Raw genomic sequence first — 22,619 nt, forward strand, 5'->3', positions numbered from 1 at the left:
TAATGGTTAACTGAATCTGGAGCGTATTTAAGTCACTTTTTTAACGGGTTTAATTATTGATGCAGTGTCATGTAATCATTAGCAGAAAATCGAGGTTTATAATTACAAAACTGAATATAATTTTCAACTTTGCTCATACCTCTTGATAATTGATAAAAGTAATAGCATTTAGACGTTCAGTTTTTAAACTTCTAAAAAATTGTCCCATTGTTCCATTGTTCCATTGTTCCAAAGATTTTTTTGGTAGCTCATACTGGCTGTGATCTTAATTTTTTGCTAACGCATTTCTAAACTCAAAGGCAGAATATTGAACACCTTGATCTAAATGGAACATTAACAGGTTAGTCCTTGGCTGCTGATGTTTCATCGCATTGAGTAATGCCTCTTTTACTCATTGAGCATTAGGTGATTGTGATAGGGCATAATCGATAATTTCTTTCGTTAATAGGTCAAGAACGCAGGCCAAATAACACCAACCCTGATGTGTGGCAATATAAGTAATATCACCCACCTAATACGTGTTGTGAGTGATAGAATCAAGTACGATTGAGATCTTGTACCAAGGTGACTAACTTTAGCATTTAAAGTGAAACAGCAATAGGTTTGCTAGAGGTAGAGGTGTAAAACCTTTAGTCATTTATTATTGTGATTTATAGTTGTAATTTATCATAGTCACTAATTATTTTCAGCAGGAAAACAGCGGATTAGTGGTAAAAAAAACGTAGAGTAATGCTGTTAAACTTGAACACTAGGGGGATGGAGTAACAAATGATTTTTGATGTTTCAGTATTAGAAAACCAAGAAAAATATCGTCTCCTCAATGGTGGTGTAACGCCCAGACCCATTGCATGGATTAGTACGCGTTCACCGGAGGGTATTGATAATTTAGCACCTTATTCATTTTTCACTGTTGCCAGCTGTAATCCTCCTGTACTGCTTTATACTGAGGTAACCCAGCGAAGTGGTATTGAAAAAGATACCTTACAAAACTTAATGGCAACTGGCGAATGTGTGGTCAATATAGTTAACTCGGCTTTATTAGAAAAAATGAACATGACCAGTGCCAGTCTTAATAAAGATGAAAGTGAATTCGATTTCGCAAACGTTGAGTGCTGCGCTAGTTATCAAGTAATGCCTCGCTCAGTGCAAGCCTCACCCATACGTTATGAGTGTACCTTAAGAGAGATAATTCCGATCAGTGATTTGCCTACGGGTGGCACAGTTATTCTTTTGGATGTAAAGTTTGTTTATGTCAGAGATGACTTATATGAAGATGGCAATATAAACCAAAAGTTAATTGATTCTGTTGGTAAAATGGGTGGAAATCACTTTAGCCTAACATCTAAAAATATAGAACTTAAGCGACCTTAAAATGTTTACTGTCTATCGTTACAGCCTATTATTAGTTACCGTTAATAAGACAATAAAGCGATATTATTTCAAGGTGTAGGGACATGCTAGGCTTCGCACTTTAAGCTATTATTCACACTTAGCTGAGCTTTTTTGAATAACTATTTTGGAGAACTATTTTGGCAACTAAGCAAGAAATTGAAAATTTCATGAGAACAGATTTTCCTCAGGCTAAGTGCACTGTTGAAGCTGTTGGAGCACAGTCAGCAACGGTAAGACACACTGTTGGATTTGATGAATTAAGGCCAGGTGGTACGGTATCAGGCCCGGTTTTAATGACGGTTGCTGATTGCGCTTTATACGTCGCTATTTTAGGTGAAATAGGCATAGTTGCACTTGCTGTTACCACCAGCTTGACGATTAACTTTATGAGAAAGCCCTCATCAACGAAAGATATTATTGCTAAATGTACTTTGTTAAAAGTAGGGAAGTCACTAATCGTTGGTGAAGTTTCTTTATATTCTGAAGGCTATGCAAAAGCTGTAGCACATGTGGTTGGCACATATTCAATACCAAAATTTAAATAAAATTTATCCTAGTGAGCATTAGCTAGTTAATTATCAGCACTTTTGTATTCGCTAAATATAAGAAATTAAATATCTGCGGTGATTAAAGGGTTGTAAGGGTTTTTAGCCTTCTTTTAATGACTGAAGTGGTCAAGTAAAATTGGTCAAGGTTTTGTAGTTTAGCCAGTACATTCGTTCTGACTCATTGGGCTTATTCTTGTATTGTACGTATGTGGCCTAGTCATATTATTACTCTTGTCGCGATGCGGTCAGTAGTAAAGGTGGTATTTGTCACCTTAAACGACAAATACCATACAAGTAATTTACTCCTTAGGATTTTTCATGATCTAGCGCCTAAGCAGTATCAACAGGGACATGTCTACAATAGACAAACTTATCCCCGCAATTATGTTGTAAACCTAAGCGGACTTGTAGGTCTCATAGTCAGTATAACCTTGAGCGCCACCGCCATACCAATCACTCGCATCGTCAGATGGCGCCAATGGCCAGTCATTAAGCATACGTTGAGGTAAATCTGGGTTAGAAATATAGGGGCGACCAAAAGCCACCAGATCAGCTTTTTCTAAACCTATTACCGCTTCAGCTTTCGCCTGGTCGTAGCCGCAATTACCAATAATAAGGCCATGATATAAACTTCTGAAATCTTCCAGGGTCATTGGTTCTCCAAGTTCGTGAAAACCAAAAGCTAAGCCATCCATAATATGCACAAAACCAAGCTGGTAATGAGTAAAACGCTTTATAACATGAGTATATAATTCTCTGTAGTCATCACAGCCCATATCATTGAATATGCCATTGGGCGAAATTCTGCTACCAACATTTTCCGCAGGCCATACCGTTAATACCGCTTCAAGTATTTCGTTTAAAAAGCGCGTACGATTTTCAATGCTACCGCCATATTCATCGTCACGCTGATTGGTGCTAGCATCAAGGAACTGATTAATGAGATAGCCGTTTGCGGCATGAACTTCAACGCCATCAAAGCCTGCTGCCTTTGCATTTTCAGCTGCTTTGCGAAAGTCTTCAACGGTTCTTTTGATATCTTGCACTGTCATAGCGCGCGGCACTTCATAGTCTTTTTTAGCTTCAGGGGTATGAATTTGATCGCCATTAATTTTTACTGCTGAAGCTGATAGCGGCAATTCACCGTCATGAAAGTCACTGTGAGATGCTCGTCCGGTATGCCAAAGCTGAAGAATAATTTGGCTACCTTGCTGATGTACACGCTCAGTAATTGTCTTCCAACCCTCGACCATTTCCTGAGTATAAATACCTGGTGAGTTTACCCAACCATTGCCTTCTGCAGATATAGTGGTCGCTTCTGCCATCACTAAGCCAGCAGTGCTGCGCTGCTGATAATACTCTGCCATTAATTCATTAGGGACGCGAGTTGGACCTGCACGACCGCGGGTTAACGGGGCAAGAACAAAACGATTCTTGAGGGAATTTTTAGCGAAGGTTGCCGTCGAAAAAAGTGTAGGTGTAGACAAGTTTTTGTCTCCTTGTTCATTTATGAAGATAATTTATGTAGAAACCTATTTCATAGGTCACGTTAATAGGTCACTAGATGTCGATCTTAGTTATTAATATGATTGTCTCATAAAATATAAAAACATTATTTTTATATTTTGTAATAACTTGTAGTGATATGTAAATGCAGCATTCGCATTGAAATGTAATGTTAAGTGCGAGTTAAATTGACTAAGTCACTTTCATTTTCCACTCAATTTTCCAAGATACATTTTGGATTTTTTATAGCTCGCTGTTAATTTATTTAAAAGCGGCCATCATCCTTTACTCTTAAATCTTGAGTTTTAAGAGTAAAGGGGTGGGAGCATAAACTAGCCCCCCTTCATTTTTCAGCACCGCGATTTTATATTTAACACTTTTAACACTTAGAAAATCATTTATTGACCGCTCAATCTTTTACCAAAAGAGATAGCATAAGCCGGTGAACGCATTCTTAATATAGGGTCAGCGCTGGGTGTAAAGCCTGCCGACATAACATTAGGATCAAAGTTAGTATTTTTACAGGCATCGCCACCACTTGTTTTAACGGTTACCGTACCAAGTGTCACTTGAGGGCGATCACTAGGCCATTGTTGCGAAGGATCAATGTTGCTATCTTTTGCTTCACCTAAGCTCGCCATAATGCTAAAACTAATGGTTTCATCTTTAAGTTGTTGCGCAAAAGTATCAGCTAAAAATTCAGTTGGCATGCTAGCAGCCTCAGATTTTTCTAGTGTTTTCACCCCTAAGCTTGGCTTAATATTCCATCGAAACTTAGTTTGTTGTTCATTGGCTTGGTCAAAGTAAAAGGTGTGCAAACCAAAAAACTCAGTATTGGCGAATGACGCGGCTGTTTTAGCGTTTTTATTCCACATAACGTGAGCTTGTAAGCTAGGGTTCTGTTGGACAAATGCCATGGTTTTAGCGGGGTTAGCTTTGCCATTTTCATCAGGCAGTAAAGTCGATAAAAAGCCATGGAAAATTTCTGGGTTTTTGCCGGCAAATACGGGGAAGTTGTTACCTGTAAAAGTATGTAAAGCGCCATCAGGTAGTTGAATTTGCATGCCCATACCACGCGTGCCAGGGGCTTTCTCATCACTACTTGGGCTAGCACCACCTACTGAAAAACGCATAGATACGGGTAATTCACCGTTCGATAATAAGGCAGCTCCTGTAAAGTACTTATTGGGTACTGGCACAAAAGTACCAGAGGCACATAGACCTTTAGCATGTGCTTTTCTATAGCCCGGATGTTTACCACCTAACTTTTCGAATATTTCAACTAAATCATTTGCTTCAATTTTTTTGTCACTAGCAACTGCAGTCGAGGTTGCAGTAGCAACTGCCAGGAGAAAAAAAGCAGTAAGGTTTGAGGTGATGAGGTTATGCGTCATTTGTATTCCTTTATAGTTCTATCAGTAATTTAAAGGTAATCGCAAGATACGAAAAACTTTGCGGTTAAGATCATAATATTATTTATAAGACCAGTGAAAGTGATTAAAAATTCTGATGTCAGCGAAAGCTATTAAAAATAAATAGATAAGGCATAGGCTGAATACTTAGGGTATATACTAGTGCTGTAGAGCTCTGGGTAATAGGCTCATATTAAATGTAGATTAATAGCTAGATATTCAAGCCTTGTTATCAATTAATATTATTTTTCTATCATAAATATTGGTTTTTAGTGTAGAAAACCTCAAATAGCGCTCTCTACTAAGCAGATAAAAACCGTTAAGCTTAATCCAATTTTTGGCTCAAAGGGTATGGATGTCATCTGCTGCTCGTTTTGTAAAATACGCGCTAGACAAGTGCTAATACCAACGCCATTGCGAACCCATGACTTTTGCAGCTCAATAAAAGTAGTTTCAATGCGAACATCTAATGCTAAGTGATTTTTTTTGCATACAGACTAACAACTTCACGTAAAAATATTTTTCATGAAATAACACCAGTGGCTGTTGGCAAAACTGTGCCAAATGATGGTTTATGATCTTTAAGTGGTTTGGCTATAGATATAGCCGCGAAAAATAAAACACTATATTGGCAGTATCAATTAGTTGTTGTTAAAGAAATTACCAAAGCACTTGGTATCAAGTATCTACTCTGCTAGCTTTAAGAATGTCAAAAATGTAACACCAGCTTGATACGAAGTAACACTAAACTCGAGTGAAGGGCGAAGAATAGTGGTATTTGTTAAGTGCTTAAAAATCGGATATTAAAAAAAGGAATAACATGAAAAACATATTTGTTAAGTTTACTGACAGCTCTGTTAGTTTGGTGAAGAATTGGCTTCCTGACCCATTTGTTTTTGCCGTTATATTGACCTTTGTTGTGTTTATTGCCGCTATACCTCTTACACAAAGCTCTCCTATAGATTTGGTCACAGCTTGGTATGGAGGTTTTTGGTCTATTTTGTCATTCGCAATGCAGATGGCAATGGTTCTGGTCACTGGCACCATATTAGCAACAACCGATGTGTTTAAAAAATATTTATCTAAACTCGCTGGATTTTCAAAAACACCAGGACAAGCGATACTTCTGGTCAGTTTTGTTGCATTGGTTGCCAGTTTTATTAACTGGGGCTTTGGTTTAGTTATTGGGGCAATTTTTGCGAGAGAAGTCGCTCATAAAGTAAAAGGTGTTCATTATCCATTATTAATCGCTTCTGCCTATGTAGGTTTTTTGATTTGGCATGCAGGCTTTTCAGGCTCTATTCCATTAACGATTGCCTCATCTACTGGTCTAGCAGAAATAACAAATGGTGCATTAACACAAGCTATTCCAACAAGCGAAACCATATTTTCGTCATATAACTTAATTATTGTCGCAATACTGGTACTTACATTACCTTTTATTCTAAAGTTTATGCATCCTTCAAAAGAAAAAACCATTGAAGTGGATACCAACTTATTTGAAGCTGAAATAGTGGAAACATTAGATAAAAATAATATGACGCCAGCCCAAAAGCTTGAAAATTCAAAATGGATAAATAGAGCACTGGGTGTTTTAGGATATAGTTTTATTTTCTCTTATTTTATCGAAAATGGATTTGCTTTAAATTTGAATATAATTAATTTTATCTTCTTATTTACTGCCATTATTTTACATGGCACCCCGATTAAAGTAGTACGTGCAGTGGCTGATGCCTCTAAAAATGTCGGTGGTATTTTATTACAATTCCCTTTTTATGCTGGAATAATGGGATTGATGAAATTTATGGGTCCGGATGGTGTTTCACTTGCTGGATATATTTCACAAGGTTTTGTTAATATCTCTACAGTAGATACTTTTCCTTTATTTACTTTTTTAAGTGCAGGCGTTGTGAACTTTTTTGTCCCCTCGGGGGGCGGACAGTGGGTTGTTCAAGCACCTATTATGATGCCAGCAGCCATTGAACTTGGCGTAGATACTGCCAGAACGGCAATGGCAATTGCATGGGGTGATGCTTGGACAAACATGATACAACCATTTTGGGCTTTACCATTATTGGGGATTGCTAAACTTGGAGCAAGAGATATTATGGGCTATTGTTTAGTTATACTTGTCTATTCTGGCATTGTTATATCATTAGGATTGGTTTTTTTATAAAGGGATTCTATAAACTGTTTCAAATTCGGTGTTAAGTCACTTTATGTAATATATGTTACATCAGGTGACTGTATTAATCATAAGATTAACCAACAGTGGCTCAAAACACATGCTAGTAGGTAATTTATTATTAGTTCTTGTCATATTATCAGCTAGCGTGCAGAACGCGTTTGCCACGACAAATGTTGATTCTATTATGGATAAGCTACGGAAAATCGATGCCAACGTACTATTGATGCGCCATGCTATTGCTCCGGGTTTTGGTGATCCCGCTAATTTTGTTATTACCCAATACAATACACAGAGAAATCTGGATGCCGTTGGTCGAAGTCAAGCTATCTCATTAGGGCAGCAGTTAAAGCAGTCGGCTATAGTGATTGATAAAATTTATTCAAGCTATTGGTGTCGTTGTCTCGAAACAGCTAAACTTCTACAACTTGGCGAAGTTGAAAAATTTGCTGGTCTTAACTCATTTTTTGAAGGGCATGCTGATCGCAATGAAACACTTAAGTTGCTGCAAAAAAAGCTTGCAGCGCTCAGCCAAAATAGTCTTACACTAATGGTCACGCATCAAGTGGTAATCCAGGCTATATCTGGAATTGGGGCTTCGTCCGGCGAGATTGTTGCCTACAACACACGAACACACAAGGCGGTTCGAGTCGCGGTTGAATGACTATCTAGATGCGTTAACAATATTTTCAATGTCTATCAACACAGGGTTTATCTTCAATAATCAACAGGGTCAGAAACGTTAAAGTAGCGGGTTAACAACGTTCAACGCTATTACCCCGTTGTCGACGAAAACTCCATTTACTGATCTTCACCGCTTAGTCTTGTATTCGTTATATTTTTCCAGGCAAAAATTTCATTAATTGGCTGTGGTTTGCCAATGTGATATCCCTGGGCAAAATCAATACCTATATCTTTTAATAACATCAATATATCGGCATTTTCAACAAACTCAGCAATAGTGACTTTTCCGGTTAAATGCGCAATTTCATTAATACTACGAACCATCGCACAATCAACTCTGTCGTTTGTCATATCTTTTACAAACTGTCCGTCAATTTTCAAATAATCAACCGCAAGTTTTTTAAGATAAGCCATTGATGACATACCACTGCCAAAATCATCGAGGGATATTTTCGCACCGCGCTGATGCAGCATAGTAATAAACTCAGTGGCGATATCTAGGTTATCGATTGCTGCTGTTTCAGTAATTTCGAATGAAATTTTTTGTACTGGTACCTGAGCGTGATCCAATGCCTCGAGCAAAAAGTGATGAAAATCACGATCACCAACCGACTTTCCTGATAAGTTTACTGCGATTATATTAATTTTATCCAACTCATGGGCATAGGTTTTCATCCACTTTAAGACTCGATTTACTAGCCAACGATCGATTTTCCCAGCTAAACCAAATCGTTCAGCGGAAGTCATAAATAATGCAGGCGAGATCAGGCTTCCATCTGTATCACGTAAGCGCAATAGAACTTCAAAATGTAGTCCTTGTTCTGCTTGTTCATCAAGTGCCATGATGGGTTGGGCAAAAAGTTCAAAGCGATTTTCATCAATGGCTTGTTGCAAGCGAGAAGCCCATTGCATCTGACCTCGCAGCTCCATTACAGTTAAATCTGTATCTGAATATATTTGCACACGACCGCCACCTTGATGTTTCGCAGCTAAACAGGCGCTAACGGCAGCTTGTTGCACTGCCTGGGCATTTTCCCATTTCCCATCGAAATCTACTACGCCTATGCTGGCACTCACGTGAACAAACTTACCTTTGTGATAAAAACGAATGTTCGCAATTTTGTCACAAGCCTGTTGTGCTATTTGTTGAGCCGTTTTGAGATCATAACCCTCAAGTAAAAGAGAAAATTCATCCCCCCCGGTTCGCGCCACCAGATCTTTGTCACGCAAGTTTAGAGTAAGTATCGCCGAAATTTCTTTTAACAGTGTGTTTCCAGCAGAATGTCCATAGCTGTCATTGATTATCTTAAACTGATCCAAATCGATGGAACACAATACATGTGCAACACCAGTAGAAATTGATGACTCAAACATTTCAAGTAATTTATGATCAAACTCTCTGCGGTTCGCCAGTCCAGTCAAATGATCATGACTGGCACGATGATGCTCCACTTCTTCCCTCTGTTTTTTTTGGCCAGTTACATCACGAAAAACTATAACGATACCCGTTATTATATCACCAAGGGTAAAAATTGGCGCTGCAGAGAATTCCAGCGAATACTCACTACCATCCTTACTGAGCAATACTATGTCGCGAGTCAGCCCAACAATGGTGCCATCGTCCAAAACATGAGCAATAGGGCTCTTTGCCACCAGCCGAGTATGTTGATTAATGATGTTAAATACCCTAGATACTGGTTGATCTATGGCATCGGCTAATTTCCAGCCAGTTAATTGCTCTGCAATGGGGTTGATGTATTCGACCATTTGGCGCTCATTGGAGGTAATAACCGCATCGCCGATGGAACTTAGCGTCACTCGCGTGCGTTCAAATTCGTTGGACAACGAAATTTCTAACGCTTTTCGCTCGGTAATATCGTCAACATAACCATGCCATAATGTACTGCCATCGGCACGGGCTTCAGGGGTGGCATTACCCTCTAGCCAGCGGATGCCCGCTTTGGGTAAAATCACACGATATTGTTGATGCCATACAGTGAGGTTTTTGGCAGAATCCATAATTTCTTGTTTGAGCACCTCTATATCATCCAAGTGAATGCGTTTAAACGCTAAATCTGCGTCTTTTTTTAACTGTAGCGGGCTTAACTCATAGATATCACGTATTCCCTCACTCGTGTAAGGAAAGCAGGTACTCCCGTCGGCAAAAAGCTGAAATTGATAAAGGGAACCGGGCACTTGTTCAGTTGCTTTTTTTATATTAAACAACTCATCTTCCAGACGTTTACGTTCTTTCATAGCCATGACCACACATTCAGTATAGGCATTCCCCTCAACTTCTCGTTGCATGGCATTAAAAATGACTGGGATTTCGATCCCTTTCGCGTCAGCCAGAGACATAGAAATCTCTTCAATATGCCCCTGAAGATGCAGTATTGGCATCACTTGCAGATGAAACTGCAAACGGTTGGATGATGTCAGTATTACATCCAAATTTTTCCCCACTAAATCTTGTATAGTAAGGTTAAGCATAGTGGCTAAGGTTTGATTAACCGTCATTAACCTTAAGCTGTCATCAAAGATAAACAAGCCGCAGGGTGCCTCCATAAGATTAAATTTTGAAATATCCACTTTTTAGTTCTGCTTTACATTGCTGGCAAGGTATTTTTGGATCAATGTGATGGTTTCAAGCGGATGACTCATATGAGGGCTGTGTCCGGTCGCTTTCATCTGCTGCAAGTGACTATTAAGCAAATGTTGATGTAAATAATGGCCTACGACATTCGGTGCAACTAAATCTTCCTGACACTGAAGGATCAAACAGGGCTTGTCAAAACCAACCAGATCAGAACGGTTATCCGCCAAAAAAGTTGCTTTGGCAAAACGCTTAGCTATGGCAGGATCCATGGCACAAAAACTGGCTTCCAGTTCTTGTGCCAATTCTGCTTGATCGGGGTTATTTACAACAATACCGGCGAGATGACTTGCCCAACCTGGTTGATTGCGATCGATTGTATCGAGCAAACCCTCAATATCGGCATGTTCAAAGCCACCTATGTAATCGGGTCGGTCGTTCAAATATCGTGGGGTTGGGCAAATCATGATCAACTTTGAGACTCTATGGGGAACTTCGATTGCAGCTAACAGGCTAATCATGCTGCTGACCGAATGGCCTACTAAGATCACATCTTGCAAATCAAGTGCTGTACAAATCTCAACAATATCTTTGGCATAACCCGCCAAACTTGAATAACGCAGAGGATCATAAGCATCAGCATTAGACAAACCTACGCCGACATAGTCAAATAATACCACCCTATATTCATCTTCAAAGAACGGACTGACTCTTCGCCACATAGATTGATCACAACCATAGCCATGTGCAAAGACAATTGTTTTAGCGCCTTTACCGCATACTCTGACATTGTTCCTAGTGATGATATTCATTGTGGTTTTTTCCTCATTGTTGAAAGGAGCATAAACATCTATTTTACAAATCGTTGGTCTCTAAGCTACATAAAAAATCTAGTGTGAAGGGTGTTTTTTTTGCTAAAATATATTTTGGTAAGTTGAAGTGCTTCTGCCATCCCGTGTGTCGGTGCTATGTATATAAAAATTATAGCGCAAATAATTAAAACACAAAACTACCAAAATATTTATTTTAAAAATCCTACAGGGCGTATGGGTAAAATAAAACGTTATTTTTCATAAGTTAATACAAAATATGATTCTTCATGCTTTCCATCTTGTCAGTGTCTGGACTAAAAGTAAAAAATGTTTTTATTGTTGGCGACCACAAATGGGGATTATCGTCTTATCAATGCACGATGATGAATTGTATGCAGAAAGAGCATTAAATTGTACTGCGCTAAGTTATATTAATAACCAAGAGTCAGCTCAAAAATTACTCCTTGGCATAAAACAAGTAATGAAAAATAAAATTTTTGTTAAAGCAGAACTTCTTGAAAAAACATGTAAAAACCCATCACGAACAATAACCTCTAAAAATGCTGTCAACATACAGATACTGACCGACAGAGAGTTGCAATTTTTTGAAGCTATTGGTCAAGGCATCACAACATATTCTGCACTGCGTATTAATATTATTACCTTACAGCGGCACAACCACCACGACTCGCGGGAAACGGAACTCATTTGTTTCGTATATAGTAACAATTTAACCCATTACATGTGGCGATTTTACGTTATCCTAGGCGCCAAGATTTTCATCATGAAGTCAGAGCATTAGATGTTTAAATTTTTTGAATCATTGACCCAAGCATTACCACAAGAAGAACCCACCCAACCACCTAACACCTTATATGCCTTTTGCCGCCATTATACCCGCGGATTTGGTTTGCCATTAATTATCATGTCGTTACTTACGGCGGTACTCGCTATCTTAGAAGTGTCGCTATTTGGTTTTATGGGCCAACTAGTGGATTTGTTAGTGACCAAAAATCCGCAAACATTGTGGCAAGATGAAAGCACAAGGTTTATCGCTATGTCGGTGATGGTATTAGTGGTCATTCCTGTGATTGTTTGGTTACATTCCTCTATCGTGCATCAGACGCTTTTGGGTAACTACCCCATGGCCATTCGCTGGCAAGCGCATCGTTATTTACTCAAGCAAAGTGTGTCATTCTATCAAGATGACTTTGCTGGCCGAATTGCCACAAAGGTCATGCAAACCTCACTTGCGGTGCGTGAAACGGTCATGAAGTTACTGGATGTACTGATATATATTTTAGTCTATTTCACTTCTATGCTGGTTATGATTGCCGCTGCTGATGTGCGTTTAATGTTACCCATGCTCGCGTGGCTCGTGGCATACGTATTGATCCAATGGAAATTAGTCCCAAAGCTAAAAGTGATATCAACAGAACAAGCCGATGCGCGTTCAAACATGACTGGCCGCATTGTTGACAGTTATAGCAATATATCAACGGTGAAATTATTCTCACATACCAGCCAAGAAGCTGACTACGCTCAAGACAGTATGATGGGTTTTTTAACAACCGTTTATAGTCAAATGCGCTTGGTCACTGTCATTAATGTCTTGGTACAACTCATCAATTATCTTTTAGCATTTACCATTACCGCTGTGTCTATTTGGTTATGGACTGACAGTGCGATTACTGTCGGTGCCATTGCTATTGCGGTAAGTTTAGCCTTACGCCTAAACGGCATGTCAAAATGGATCATGTGGGAAATCAGTTCACTGTTTGAAAATATAGGCACTGTGATAGATGGTATGAGTACTCTGTCTAAACCCATTGCTATCCAAGACAAACCCGACGCCAAAGACATTATTGTTAATCAAGGTAAAATAGCATTTAATCAGGTTTGTTTTCATTATGGCGAAAAAACGGGCGTCATTGAGCAGTTAGACCTGAATATTAAAGCGGGTGAGAAAGTGGGTCTTGTCGGGCGTTCCGGAGCAGGAAAGTCGACTTTAGTGAACTTATTAATGCGTTTTTATGACGTCGAAAAAGGTCAAATACTCATTGATAATCAACCTATAACCGATATTTCTCAAGATTCATTACGGGCAAATATTGGTATGGTGACTCAGGATACATCGTTGTTGCACCGTTCGATCCGTGAGAATATCCTTTACGGCGATCCAGATGCAAGTGATGAGCAATTAATGGCGGCAATCACTCAAGCACAAGCGGCTGACTTTATTGAAAGTTTATCCGATCCCTTTGGTAATAAAGGGCTTGATGCTCAAGTCGGTGAACGTGGGGTAAAACTATCAGGTGGCCAACGTCAACGGATTGCCATTGCCCGTGTGTTATTAAAAAATGCTCCTATTTTGTTATTAGATGAGGCCACTTCAGCATTAGATTCTGAAGTTGAAGCGGCGATTCAAGAGTCATTGTATGAATTAATGGAAGGAAAAACGGTGATAGCCATAGCTCATCGACTCTCGACCATTGCGGCCATGGATAGGCTCATTGTATTAGATCAAGGCCGTATTGTTGAACAAGGCACCCATCAAGAGCTCATTAATACCAAGGGGATCTATGCGCAACTCTGGGCTCACCAAACGGGTGGTTTTTTGGGATTAGATTAAAACCAACAATAGATAAGCTTCAAATTAACCTCTGCTAACGAATGCCACTCACACAATGAGTGGCATTTTCATTACTGTTTATCGAGATAACTGAATCTAACTTAAGCGACTATATTATAGACTTATCAAAGTTAGAGACTTATCAAATAGCAAAAAAATTGATAGACGTTATCGGAAAAATAAAGGTGCTTTATCAGATGATTTGATGATGTTGAGAGTAAAGCGAAATGGTGGTCGCCACTGGGCAAGATGGAAAATATTAGGCATGATCTATTTTGAATTTATGAAAAATAACATTTTATTTTACCTATAACACCGGTCTGTATTGGTGAATTTTACTTGCTCTAAAATAGTAATAAGTCTGCCTGCTGTAACATCTTAATTTTTCCGTAATCATGTAATGCCCCCAGCGCGATCTCATAATAGAGATGGTAGGTGTAAAAGGAGGATCAAGCGGCTTGTCGATAAGATTTTGAATAGAAACGATATAACCATTTTCATTTAAATACTTGACGATACGACTCGCGCTATCCTGACTGACGGCATTGAATATGGCATGATAGTTCGCTAAATTATAACTGACATTGAGGTGGTTTTTGTGGCTTAATTGTTGTGATTCATTATCTGCTGAGTTGATACTATTTTAGCTTTTATGTGGGTGTTTTTCATGTAAGCAACTGTATTTAAATTTTTTATAAAATAAGTCGTGGTTGTGTGTTATTTTTCAAATTTTTCATGCTGAATCTGTACTTTTATTAAGCGATAGCTGTGTTTTGTGAGTTGGCAGGCAGATAAAAAGGTAACCTAAGTTACCCTTTATACTGTCAATAAAAATACTGAAGAAAAATTTAAGCGGTGTTATTTAATAAATAATATTAACGTTATTCGAGACAGTCTTGGCATTATCAATGGCTTCTTCAACTGTTTCACCACGTGCAATTGCGACACCTAAACGCCTATGACCATTGATATCTGGTTTGGCAAATAATCGGATTTGCGCACCGGCGACGCTGCCAAGTGCTTTACCTAGGTTGGCAAACTTAATATCATTGGATACGCCATTGCCTAAAATTACACTTGATGCGCTTGGTCCATACTGAATAATACGACCAATAGGAAAACCTAAAATGGCGCGAACATGCAAGGCAAATTCTGAAGCATCCTGTGACACTAAGGTCACTAATCCAGTATCATGAGGACGAGGGGAGACTTCGCTAAAATAAACCTGATCGCCTTTGACAAAAAACTCCATGCCGAATAAACCATATCCACCCAGTTCAGTGACTATTTTTTTCGCGATATCCTGTGCTTGCTGCAGTGCTAGCGCTGACATTGCTTGTGGTTGCCAAGATTCACGGTAATCGCCATCCTCCTGACGGTGACCAATAGGGGCGCAGTAATGAATACCGTCAACGGCACTCACTGTTAATAGCGTTATTTCATAATCAAAGGGCACAAAACCCTCAATAATAATACGACCTTCACCGCTACGACCGCCAACTTGAGAATAGGTCCATGCGTTGTCTACATCAGCATCGCTTTTTACAACACTCTGGCCCTTACCAGAGCTGCTCATGACGGGTTTTATCACACAAGGTTTACCTATTTTATCAACTGCGGATAAATATTCTTCTTTGCTGTCTGCGAATATATAGGGTGACGTTTTTATACCTAATGTTTCAGCTGCGAGGCGGCGAATACCTTCTCTATCCATGGTGAGTTTTGCCGCACGGGCTGTGGGTACCACATTAAAACCTTCTGCTTCTAAGGCAAGTAAGGTATCTGTGGCGATTGCTTCTACTTCTGGGATAATAAAATCAGGCTTTTCGGCGCGAATAATTTCGGCTAATTTCTCACCATCTAGCATACTGACCACATGGGACGAATGCGCGACTTGCATTGCCGGTGCGTTTTTATAACTATCTGCCGCAATCACTTCAATACCGAAGCGTTGCAATTCAATCGCAACTTCTTTACCTAGTTCTCCCGAGCCTAAAAGAAGGGCTTTTGTCGCACTATTCGCTTTTGCACTGCCAAAAATTGAAACACTCATATTATTCGACTCACTGAAAATTTGAAGGGATGATATGGCTAAAGATATTAACAGAATTTTTTTATGTTTTGAGGATCTAGGATAAAAAAATTCTGATATTTGTAAGAAAAATATCAAAGGTATTTAATTTTCAGGTAAGGCAGAGGGGGCATTTACCTGCCACCAAATGCCCAGTTGTGACAGTTTTTTTATTAAAGACTGTGCTCGCCATCAAAAGCCTCAAGCACCGCATCATCATAAATAATATTTAGAGTTGGTTTGCACAACAGCATAAAGCGCTTGTTTTTAATTCTGTGAAAACTGTTGAGTAATAGATTATAAATCGCCGACCTTAATTCTCTTAATGATGTAAGTTAGCTGTTAATATACCTCTTCAGCGTAATTCACGTGTTTCTAACCATACTAAGCTACAAGATTATTTAACGTCAGATCTTACTTTTTATGACTTTGTTTTAATCATTAGGTTACATACTCTAAACTCACTACAGTCTGGGTCTGTTGCATAGATGTGTTACCGTGTTTGTCCTTATAATATTCAAATAGTAACTCATCTCAAGCAGGGAACCACTGAATGGAAGAAATTATTGGAACAAACATAAATGTTTCGCAGTTAATAGATCAAGGTATATCGCTGGTGATCACTTACGCACCTAAGTTTGTGCTTGCTATTATTACATTGGTTGTTGGTCTATGGCTGATCAACCGCTTTGTTGGAGTTCTAGACAAAAAAATTGGCGCTAAAGACCCAACACTGAATAAGTTTCTGTGTGGACTAACTAGTGCAGTCATGAAAGTTATGCTACTTATTTCAGTCGCCTCGATGATCGGTATTGCAACGACCTCGTTTATTGCGGTGATCGGTGCTGCTGGTCTGGCGATAGGACTTGCGTTACAGGGAAGCCTAGCCAATTTTGCTGGCGGTGTGCTGATCCTGATTTTTAAACCTTTCAAAGTGGGCGATACAATCGAAGCTCAAGGTTTTCATGGTGCGGTCACCGAAATCCAGATTCTCTATACTGTGGTGGATACTTTTGACAACCGACGTATTGTCATTCCAAATGGCAGCTTATCTAATGCCACCTTGGTAAATGTCAGTATTTACAAAAATCGTCGCTGCGACATGACCTTTGGGATACACTACGACGACGACATCGACAAAGCGAAGGCCATTCTCCAACGGCTATTTGAGGAGGACGAACGCTCCCTGAAAGATCCAGATCCAATAATCTGTGTTGGCAGCCTCGGCGATAACTCAGTCAATCTGATGTTCCGACCTTGGGTTGCTACCGATGACCTGTGGCCTTACTACTGGGATATGCATGAAAAAGTGAAAAAAGCCTTCGATAAGGAAGGTATTACCATTCCCTACCCTCAACGAGACATGCATATTTATAAGTCTTAGTGATTAGTGAACCTATTGCATTATTCGAATTTTGTACAGGCGCCACTAAACTGACATTTAGTGGCGCTGGAACCAAGTGCCTTTAATCCAAAGCATTGCAGCCAACAAGGGATCGTTGGCAGTCACTTATGGCAATATTACTTTACTCCCCACAACACTTGTCTTTCATTAATAATGTGGGTGTTTGATTCGCCGTTCAGCAACATTTTTTCCAGCGCTGCTGTATCTTGGTCAACTAAGTATATTTTTATTTTTGGATGTTTTTGTTTAAATGTGGTCAATATTTTTGGGAAGTAGTAATAGCCCATCATGGCTGAAACGCCAAAACGAATGGTGCCCCGTTCGAGATTTTTTAACTCTTCTAATTCAACTTGTTTTACTTGGCTTAATAGTTAAGTAGACAACTTTTATATATATAGCACTTAACCTTCAGCAGTTAATAAAGCGTTTTTTCCGCACGGTTAATTAACTTTAGCCCAATTTCTTGTTCTAGCGTTTGAATGGCGATAGTTAATGTTTCTTATTGTGCCAAATGATGGTTTATAATCTTCAAGTGGTTTGGCTATATATATTGCCGAAAAAATAAAAAATTATGTTCGAAGTATCAATCATATTATTCGACTCACTGAAAATTTGAAGGGATGATGTGGTCGAAGATATTAACAGAATTTTTTATTTTTTGAGGATCTAGGATAAAAAAACGCTGATATTTGTAAGAAAAATATCAAAGGTATTTAATTTCCAGGTAAGGCAGAGGGGGGTTGTATTTACCTGCCACCAAATGCCCAGTTTTGACTGTTTTTTTATTAAAGACTTTGCTTGCCACCAACAGCCTTAGGCACCGCATCATCATAAATAATATTTAGAGTTGGTTTGCACAATAGCATAAAGCGCTTGTTTTTAATTCTATGAAAACTGTTGAGTAATAGACTAGAAGTCGCCGACCTTCACTCTCTTAATGATGTAAGTGAACTGTTAATATGGAAAATATGAGGCATGATGTATTTTCATTTTATAAAAAATTATGTTTTATTTTTACCTATGCTCCGGCACTGCTTTTTACATTACTAATTTTTAGCAGCGACTATTGCCCTTGCTATTACACATACCTAAATGAATCTAATCCACTCGCGTCAATATCAGGTTCATTGCCCGATACTATATCCGCTAATAGTTTTGCCGAGCCACAAGCCATAGTCCAACCCAGTGTACCGTGCCCAGTATTGGTATATAAATTAGTTATCTTAGTTTTACCAATAATAGGCGTGCCATCCGGCGTCATAGGGCGTAACCCCGTCCAAAATTCTGCCTCGGCTAAGTTACCTGCTTTCGGAAATAAGTCCTGAACCACCATAGCGATAGTGGCTTTTCTTTTTTCAGGTAGATCTAAATTAAAGCCGTTTAATTCTGCCGTACCTGCCACCCGAATTCGATTATCAAAACGTGTTATAGCAACCTTGTACGTTTCATCCATCACGGTCGAAACAGGCGAAAATTGTTCATCGGTCATTGGAATAGTGAGTGAGTAGCCCTTGACAGGGTAAACAGGTAAATTAATACCTACTGGCTTCAATAAGTTCATAGAATAACAACCCAGTGCGACAACATAAGCATCAGCTTTAAGCTCACCAATAGAGGTATCTACCCCCGTAATATTAGTATTATCAAGGTGTAATTTATTTACCTGAACATTGAATTTAAACTCAACACCCGCCATTTTAGCCATGTCAGTAAGCTGCTGACAAAATTGGTAACAATCGCCCGTTTCATCATCGGGTAAGTGCAGCCCAGCAACAAGCTTATCTTTAACCAAAGCAAGGCCTGGTTCAGCTTTAACACACTCATCAACATTTAATAGATTAAATCGTACATCGCTCTCTGCTAATAACTTCATATCTTTTTGCACTGCCTCAACCTGTGCATGGTGACGAAAAACTTGTAGCGTTCCTCGCTGACGACCTTGATATTTTATGGCATGATTTTTAGCTAAATCAGACAAGCATTCTCGACTGTAATTCGCCACGCGCAACATACGGTTCTTATTAACCTGGTAGTGACTCTCATTACAGTTTTTCAGCATATTCATCAGCCAAAGATAAAACATCGGTGAAGCACTTGGCTTTACAATAAGTGGCGAATGTTTATGGGTTAACCATTTTAACGCTTTTAGTGGAATACCCGGGGCAGCCCAAGGAGATGAATAACCATAAGATAACTGGCCTGCATTGGCGAAACTGGTTTCTTCAGCACTTCGGCTTTGGCGATCAACAATCGTTACCTGATGTCCTGCTTGAGCCAAATACCATGCGGAGGTTAGCCCGACTACGCCAGCGCCTAAAACGATAACTTTCATACTGATCACTTAAATGTTGTTAAATCACAAAATAGTTAAATACTATGTAAAAAAAACCTATCTTCTACAATCGATATTAATTAATATCTGTGTTTAGTAATTCTAAAGGCTATGAGTATTGATGAAATTAAAAGGTAACATAGCATCGGGTTTAGTGACGTTTGAGGTAGCGGCCGAATTAGGCAGTTTTACTCAGGCTGGCATTTATTTAAACATTACAACAGGTGCGATAAGTCAGCAGATAAACTTACTAGAAGAACAACTTTCAATAACCCTATTTGAAAGGCACTCGCGAGGCGTTCGATTAACTCAAGCGGGCCAACAATTATATAAAGTAGTAAAAAGCAGTCTTGAAGATATAAGCGAGGTAATTGCAGCGTTACATCAAGAAGAAAATTTCGATGGCGAGGTAAGATTAAAATTAACGCCTTCTTTTGCCTTCAAATGGTTAGTGCCTCGCCTTGAGATATTCTACAATCGTTATCCCAATATTAGCATTCAAACATTTGCTGAAGGTGCGCTAGTTGACCATCAAAGCAATAACTTTGACTTAGCCATTGATTACAGCCAATCGGCTAATTTTCAGCAAAAAAGTGCCTTGTTTTTATCTGAACAATTGCTTCCTGTGATGAGTCCTGAATATTTTAAAGCCTTTAACTGGCAAGATACCTCTGCCGAAAACCAACAAACTATTTGGCAGTCAGTCACGCTATTACATGATGCTCAGCCATGGCATGGCGCAACCAAAAATACCGAGTGGCAATATTGGTTCAAGCACATGGGCATTAAAGCAGACAGTAAGCAGGGGCATTATTTTAATCGAACTGATATGGCTATGGCGGCAGCCGAAGCAGGAATAGGTATAGCCATGGCTCGATATGCCTTAGTTGAAGACGATTTTAAACAAGGAAAGCTGGTTTCGCCATTTAATCCCATAGCAGCCAATGCAGGTTATTACCTGATCCAACATCATTCTTCTTCAGCCATTAACTGCTTTAAGCAATGGTTATTAGATGAAAAACAAAACTTTATTAACTAACCAAAGTTCAAGCTAACCAATCAGAATTCAGGTTAACTAAAAAATATAAATAAATAGTAGAAGAGACTTCACAATGAATGAAACTATAACAGTCACTAAAAGGTAGCCAAAAATAATAGCTATTGCATTGCTCAACTAAGCCATGCAGTGTAAGACAAAGAGCGGTTTAGCTTGATAATATACTTGCCCGCACAAAGTAGAGCACCGCCTCAAATAATTCTGTTTGAATAAAAGCCGTTAAGTATCATAAACAAGCAATATTCACAGCTTGTTAGCACAACAGTGAGAGACGTTTTTTTGAATGCTAAACTATGTGAAAACAGTTGAGTAATAGACGAGAAATCTCAGTATTTCGTACCCTCAAGGATTTAAAAGAGACGTCAATGATGAAAATATGAAGCAACTCGTATCGTCACTTTATGAAAAATGACATTTTATTTTTACCCATGCTCTTGGCCTGTTAGCGTTTGCTATTCTTTCTTGTGCAGGTAAATGCTTTTTTCCTGCAATGATCAACTCTATATTGACCGTGCTAAGACATAGGCAACCGTTGCGTCTTGTTCGCTTAATTGCCAATAAATAGCCTGCTGTTTTATCACTGTCAATTCAGATTTAATAAGCAGAGTGGGCCAGTTAGGGTGGCCCCTGAGCGTTTCATACATGGGATGGTATCTATAGTCAATCTGTATACAGCAGCACCATTAATATCGATTTCAAGGATGCTAATGGCTTTATCAATATCGCCTTGTAGATAACTCAGCTCTGCCGCAACAGTAACAGTGTTAAATCCAACCTTCTGGGCAGATCTAAGCTTAGCCAAGGCTACTGTTAAATATTGATTGCCAATCGTGTAAGACCCTCCCTAAGGTAGCTGTATATTTCGGAGAAATCTTATACTTTTTTATCAAAAGTTACTTTTTCAAACCATCTCACCGCGGCGGCGTATTCGCCACCATGGCCTCTGCGTTACCCAGTATTGATAACCCTAATATATCATTATCGTTGCGGGGAAATATAACTCGGACAGTCGCTGCATATTCATCCCATTGATGCAGCGCCAATAGTGCAAGGTAGTCATATGGGGTTGTTTTAAGGATCTCCGCTGCGGTCTCGCCCAGATTGAGTTTCATCATCGCCCGTGTTGTAGAATTGTAGTCGTTACCAGTGAATTTACCCTGTGACAACTGCAGCGACTTGTGCAGCAATCAGGCCGCCTCGCCTTGGCGGTTTTGCAGGCTTCGTATATCCGACAGAAGTTCGTAGGCCGGCGGGTTATTAGTATTTAAGCCCAGAATTTTTTCTACTTGCTGCTCGGCTTGCGTAAAATGGCCTTAATGCGCTAAAGCTGTTGCGTACATGCTACTTAAGGCTATCGATAGCGGGTCAAGTTTTACGGATTTTTCCAAGGCCAGTGAACTTTGCTGATACTAGCCACCTAAATATAATAGCGCCCCAAGCCAGCCATGGGCCTGCGCATTACTGCCATCAAGCGTGATTGCTTTAGTCAGAAATTTTTCGGCAATAGCATTATTATTTTTGATGTGTATCAGCCCCTTTAGCCCATTCCCCGCGGAGAGCTCTGGGTTAATTGCCATTGCATTGTCGATGACGATATTGGCCTGCCGAAAGGTAATAGACTGAGGCGTTTGGCCGTAATTGGTTTCACCCAATAAAAATTGAGCCAGGGCAACGTTCGTCCAAGCTTGGGCATATAAAGGGTCTAGTTCGGTGGCTTTGACGAAATGCGCCAATGCTGCTTCAATGTCGTCAGGGGTTCTGCGCACAATAAAATACCGGCCTTTGAGGTATTCGTTGTCTGCGGCCACGTTAATTTCACGGGTGTCTCTGCTAGGAATGGTAGCATTTAAGCCCAATTTTTCTTTAAGTGCTGTGATAATAGCGGTAGAAATTTCGTCCTGTACCGCAAAAATGTCAAGCATTTCTCTGTCGTAGGTGGTTGACCACAGATGTTTATCACTTGTCGCTTCGATTAACTGTGCGGTCATTC

15 protein-coding genes and 3 pseudogenes are annotated in these 22,619 nt (G+C 39.4%); 8 read left to right on the forward strand and 10 right to left on the reverse strand.

Annotated features, from left to right (window positions below):
• Window positions 1-53: 53 nt before the first annotated feature.
• A pseudogene (locus H4J46_RS17035) lies at window positions 54-511 on the reverse strand (transposase); the annotation flags it as partial.
• Window positions 512-768: 257 nt separating this feature from the next.
• On the opposite strand from H4J46_RS17035, the gene H4J46_RS02095 reads away from it, so the two are divergent.
• Both H4J46_RS02095 and H4J46_RS02100 read left to right on the forward strand, forming a co-directional pair.
• Window positions 769-1,371 carry a flavin reductase family protein gene (locus tag H4J46_RS02095; RefSeq protein WP_182231915.1) on the forward strand — a complete coding sequence of 201 codons (603 nt, stop codon included), beginning with the start codon at window positions 769-771 and terminating at the stop codon, window positions 1,369-1,371.
• 158 nt (window positions 1,372-1,529) lie between these two features.
• Window positions 1,530-1,937 (forward strand): PaaI family thioesterase, encoded by a 408-nt coding sequence (locus tag H4J46_RS02100; protein WP_220462904.1) that lies wholly within the window; start codon window positions 1,530-1,532, stop codon window positions 1,935-1,937.
• Between the two features lie 398 nt (window positions 1,938-2,335).
• On the opposite strand, the gene H4J46_RS02105 is transcribed toward H4J46_RS02100, so the two are convergent.
• From H4J46_RS02105 to H4J46_RS17620, 3 genes and pseudogenes are all read right to left on the reverse strand, one after another.
• On the reverse strand, window positions 2,336-3,427 hold the full coding sequence (locus H4J46_RS02105; protein WP_182231916.1) for an alkene reductase: 1,092 nt from the start codon (window positions 3,425-3,427) through the stop codon (window positions 2,336-2,338).
• A gap of 417 nt (window positions 3,428-3,844) precedes the next feature.
• Window positions 3,845-4,840: a catalase family peroxidase gene (locus H4J46_RS02110; protein ID WP_182231917.1), complete on the reverse strand. Its 996-nt coding sequence runs from the start codon at window positions 4,838-4,840 to the stop codon at window positions 3,845-3,847.
• Between the two features lie 332 nt (window positions 4,841-5,172).
• Window positions 5,173-5,422 (reverse strand): annotated as a pseudogene (locus tag H4J46_RS17620) (LysR family transcriptional regulator); the annotation flags it as partial.
• 265 nt (window positions 5,423-5,687) lie between these two features.
• Here H4J46_RS17620 and H4J46_RS02115 point away from each other — a divergent pair.
• A complete protein-coding gene (locus tag H4J46_RS02115; RefSeq protein ID WP_404851643.1) occupies window positions 5,688-7,034 on the forward strand; it encodes a short-chain fatty acid transporter in 1,347 nt (448 codons plus the stop codon).
• 196 nt (window positions 7,035-7,230) lie between these two features.
• Window positions 7,231-7,707: a histidine phosphatase family protein gene (locus tag H4J46_RS02120; RefSeq protein ID WP_259365653.1), complete on the forward strand. Its 477-nt coding sequence runs from the start codon at window positions 7,231-7,233 to the stop codon at window positions 7,705-7,707.
• Between the two features lie 137 nt (window positions 7,708-7,844).
• Here the strand turns inward: H4J46_RS02120 and H4J46_RS02125 are convergent, their stop codons facing one another.
• Window positions 7,845-10,316, reverse strand: coding sequence for an EAL domain-containing protein (locus tag H4J46_RS02125; RefSeq protein ID WP_310650190.1), 2,472 nt, complete (start codon window positions 10,314-10,316; stop codon window positions 7,845-7,847).
• 3 nt (window positions 10,317-10,319) lie between these two features.
• Entirely contained in the window at window positions 10,320-11,132 is an 813-nt protein-coding gene (locus H4J46_RS02130) for an alpha/beta fold hydrolase (protein WP_182231920.1), read from the reverse strand.
• 352 nt (window positions 11,133-11,484) lie between these two features.
• On the opposite strand from H4J46_RS02130, the gene H4J46_RS02135 reads away from it, so the two are divergent.
• Together H4J46_RS02135 and H4J46_RS02140 are read left to right on the forward strand one after the other, a co-directional pair.
• On the forward strand, window positions 11,485-11,934 hold the full coding sequence (locus tag H4J46_RS02135) for a hypothetical protein (RefSeq protein WP_182231921.1): 450 nt from the start codon (window positions 11,485-11,487) through the stop codon (window positions 11,932-11,934).
• Entirely contained in the window at window positions 11,935-13,764 is a 1,830-nt protein-coding gene (locus tag H4J46_RS02140; protein WP_182231922.1) for an ABC transporter ATP-binding protein, read from the forward strand.
• An 862-nt stretch (window positions 13,765-14,626) separates the two neighbouring features.
• Here H4J46_RS02140 and purT read toward each other — a convergent pair.
• Entirely contained in the window at window positions 14,627-15,817 is a 1,191-nt protein-coding gene (purT, locus tag H4J46_RS02145; protein ID WP_220462905.1) for a formate-dependent phosphoribosylglycinamide formyltransferase, read from the reverse strand.
• Between the two features lie 571 nt (window positions 15,818-16,388).
• Here purT and H4J46_RS02150 point away from each other — a divergent pair.
• Window positions 16,389-17,219 carry a mechanosensitive ion channel family protein gene (locus H4J46_RS02150; protein WP_182231923.1) on the forward strand — a complete coding sequence of 277 codons (831 nt, stop codon included), beginning with the start codon at window positions 16,389-16,391 and terminating at the stop codon, window positions 17,217-17,219.
• A 170-nt stretch (window positions 17,220-17,389) separates the two neighbouring features.
• On the opposite strand, the pseudogene H4J46_RS17625 reads toward H4J46_RS02150, so the two are convergent.
• Both H4J46_RS17625 and H4J46_RS02160 read right to left on the reverse strand, forming a co-directional pair.
• Window positions 17,390-17,733 (reverse strand): annotated as a pseudogene (locus H4J46_RS17625) (LysR family transcriptional regulator); the annotation flags it as partial.
• A 585-nt stretch (window positions 17,734-18,318) separates the two neighbouring features.
• Window positions 18,319-19,572, reverse strand: coding sequence for a D-amino acid dehydrogenase (locus H4J46_RS02160; RefSeq protein WP_182231924.1), 1,254 nt, complete (start codon window positions 19,570-19,572; stop codon window positions 18,319-18,321).
• Between the two features lie 121 nt (window positions 19,573-19,693).
• Between H4J46_RS02160 and H4J46_RS02165 the strand changes: the two genes are divergently transcribed.
• Window positions 19,694-20,611, forward strand: coding sequence for a LysR substrate-binding domain-containing protein (locus tag H4J46_RS02165; RefSeq protein ID WP_259365655.1), 918 nt, complete (start codon window positions 19,694-19,696; stop codon window positions 20,609-20,611).
• Between the two features lie 1,427 nt (window positions 20,612-22,038).
• On the opposite strand, the gene H4J46_RS02170 is transcribed toward H4J46_RS02165, so the two are convergent.
• On the reverse strand, window positions 22,039-22,617 hold the full coding sequence (locus H4J46_RS02170) for a hypothetical protein (RefSeq protein WP_182231926.1): 579 nt from the start codon (window positions 22,615-22,617) through the stop codon (window positions 22,039-22,041).
• Window positions 22,618-22,619: the final 2 nt, after the last annotated feature.

Origin of the sequence: Colwellia sp. MB02u-6 (assembly GCF_014077095.1) — a bacterium.
Classification (GTDB): Bacteria; Pseudomonadota; Gammaproteobacteria; order Enterobacterales; family Alteromonadaceae; genus Cognaticolwellia.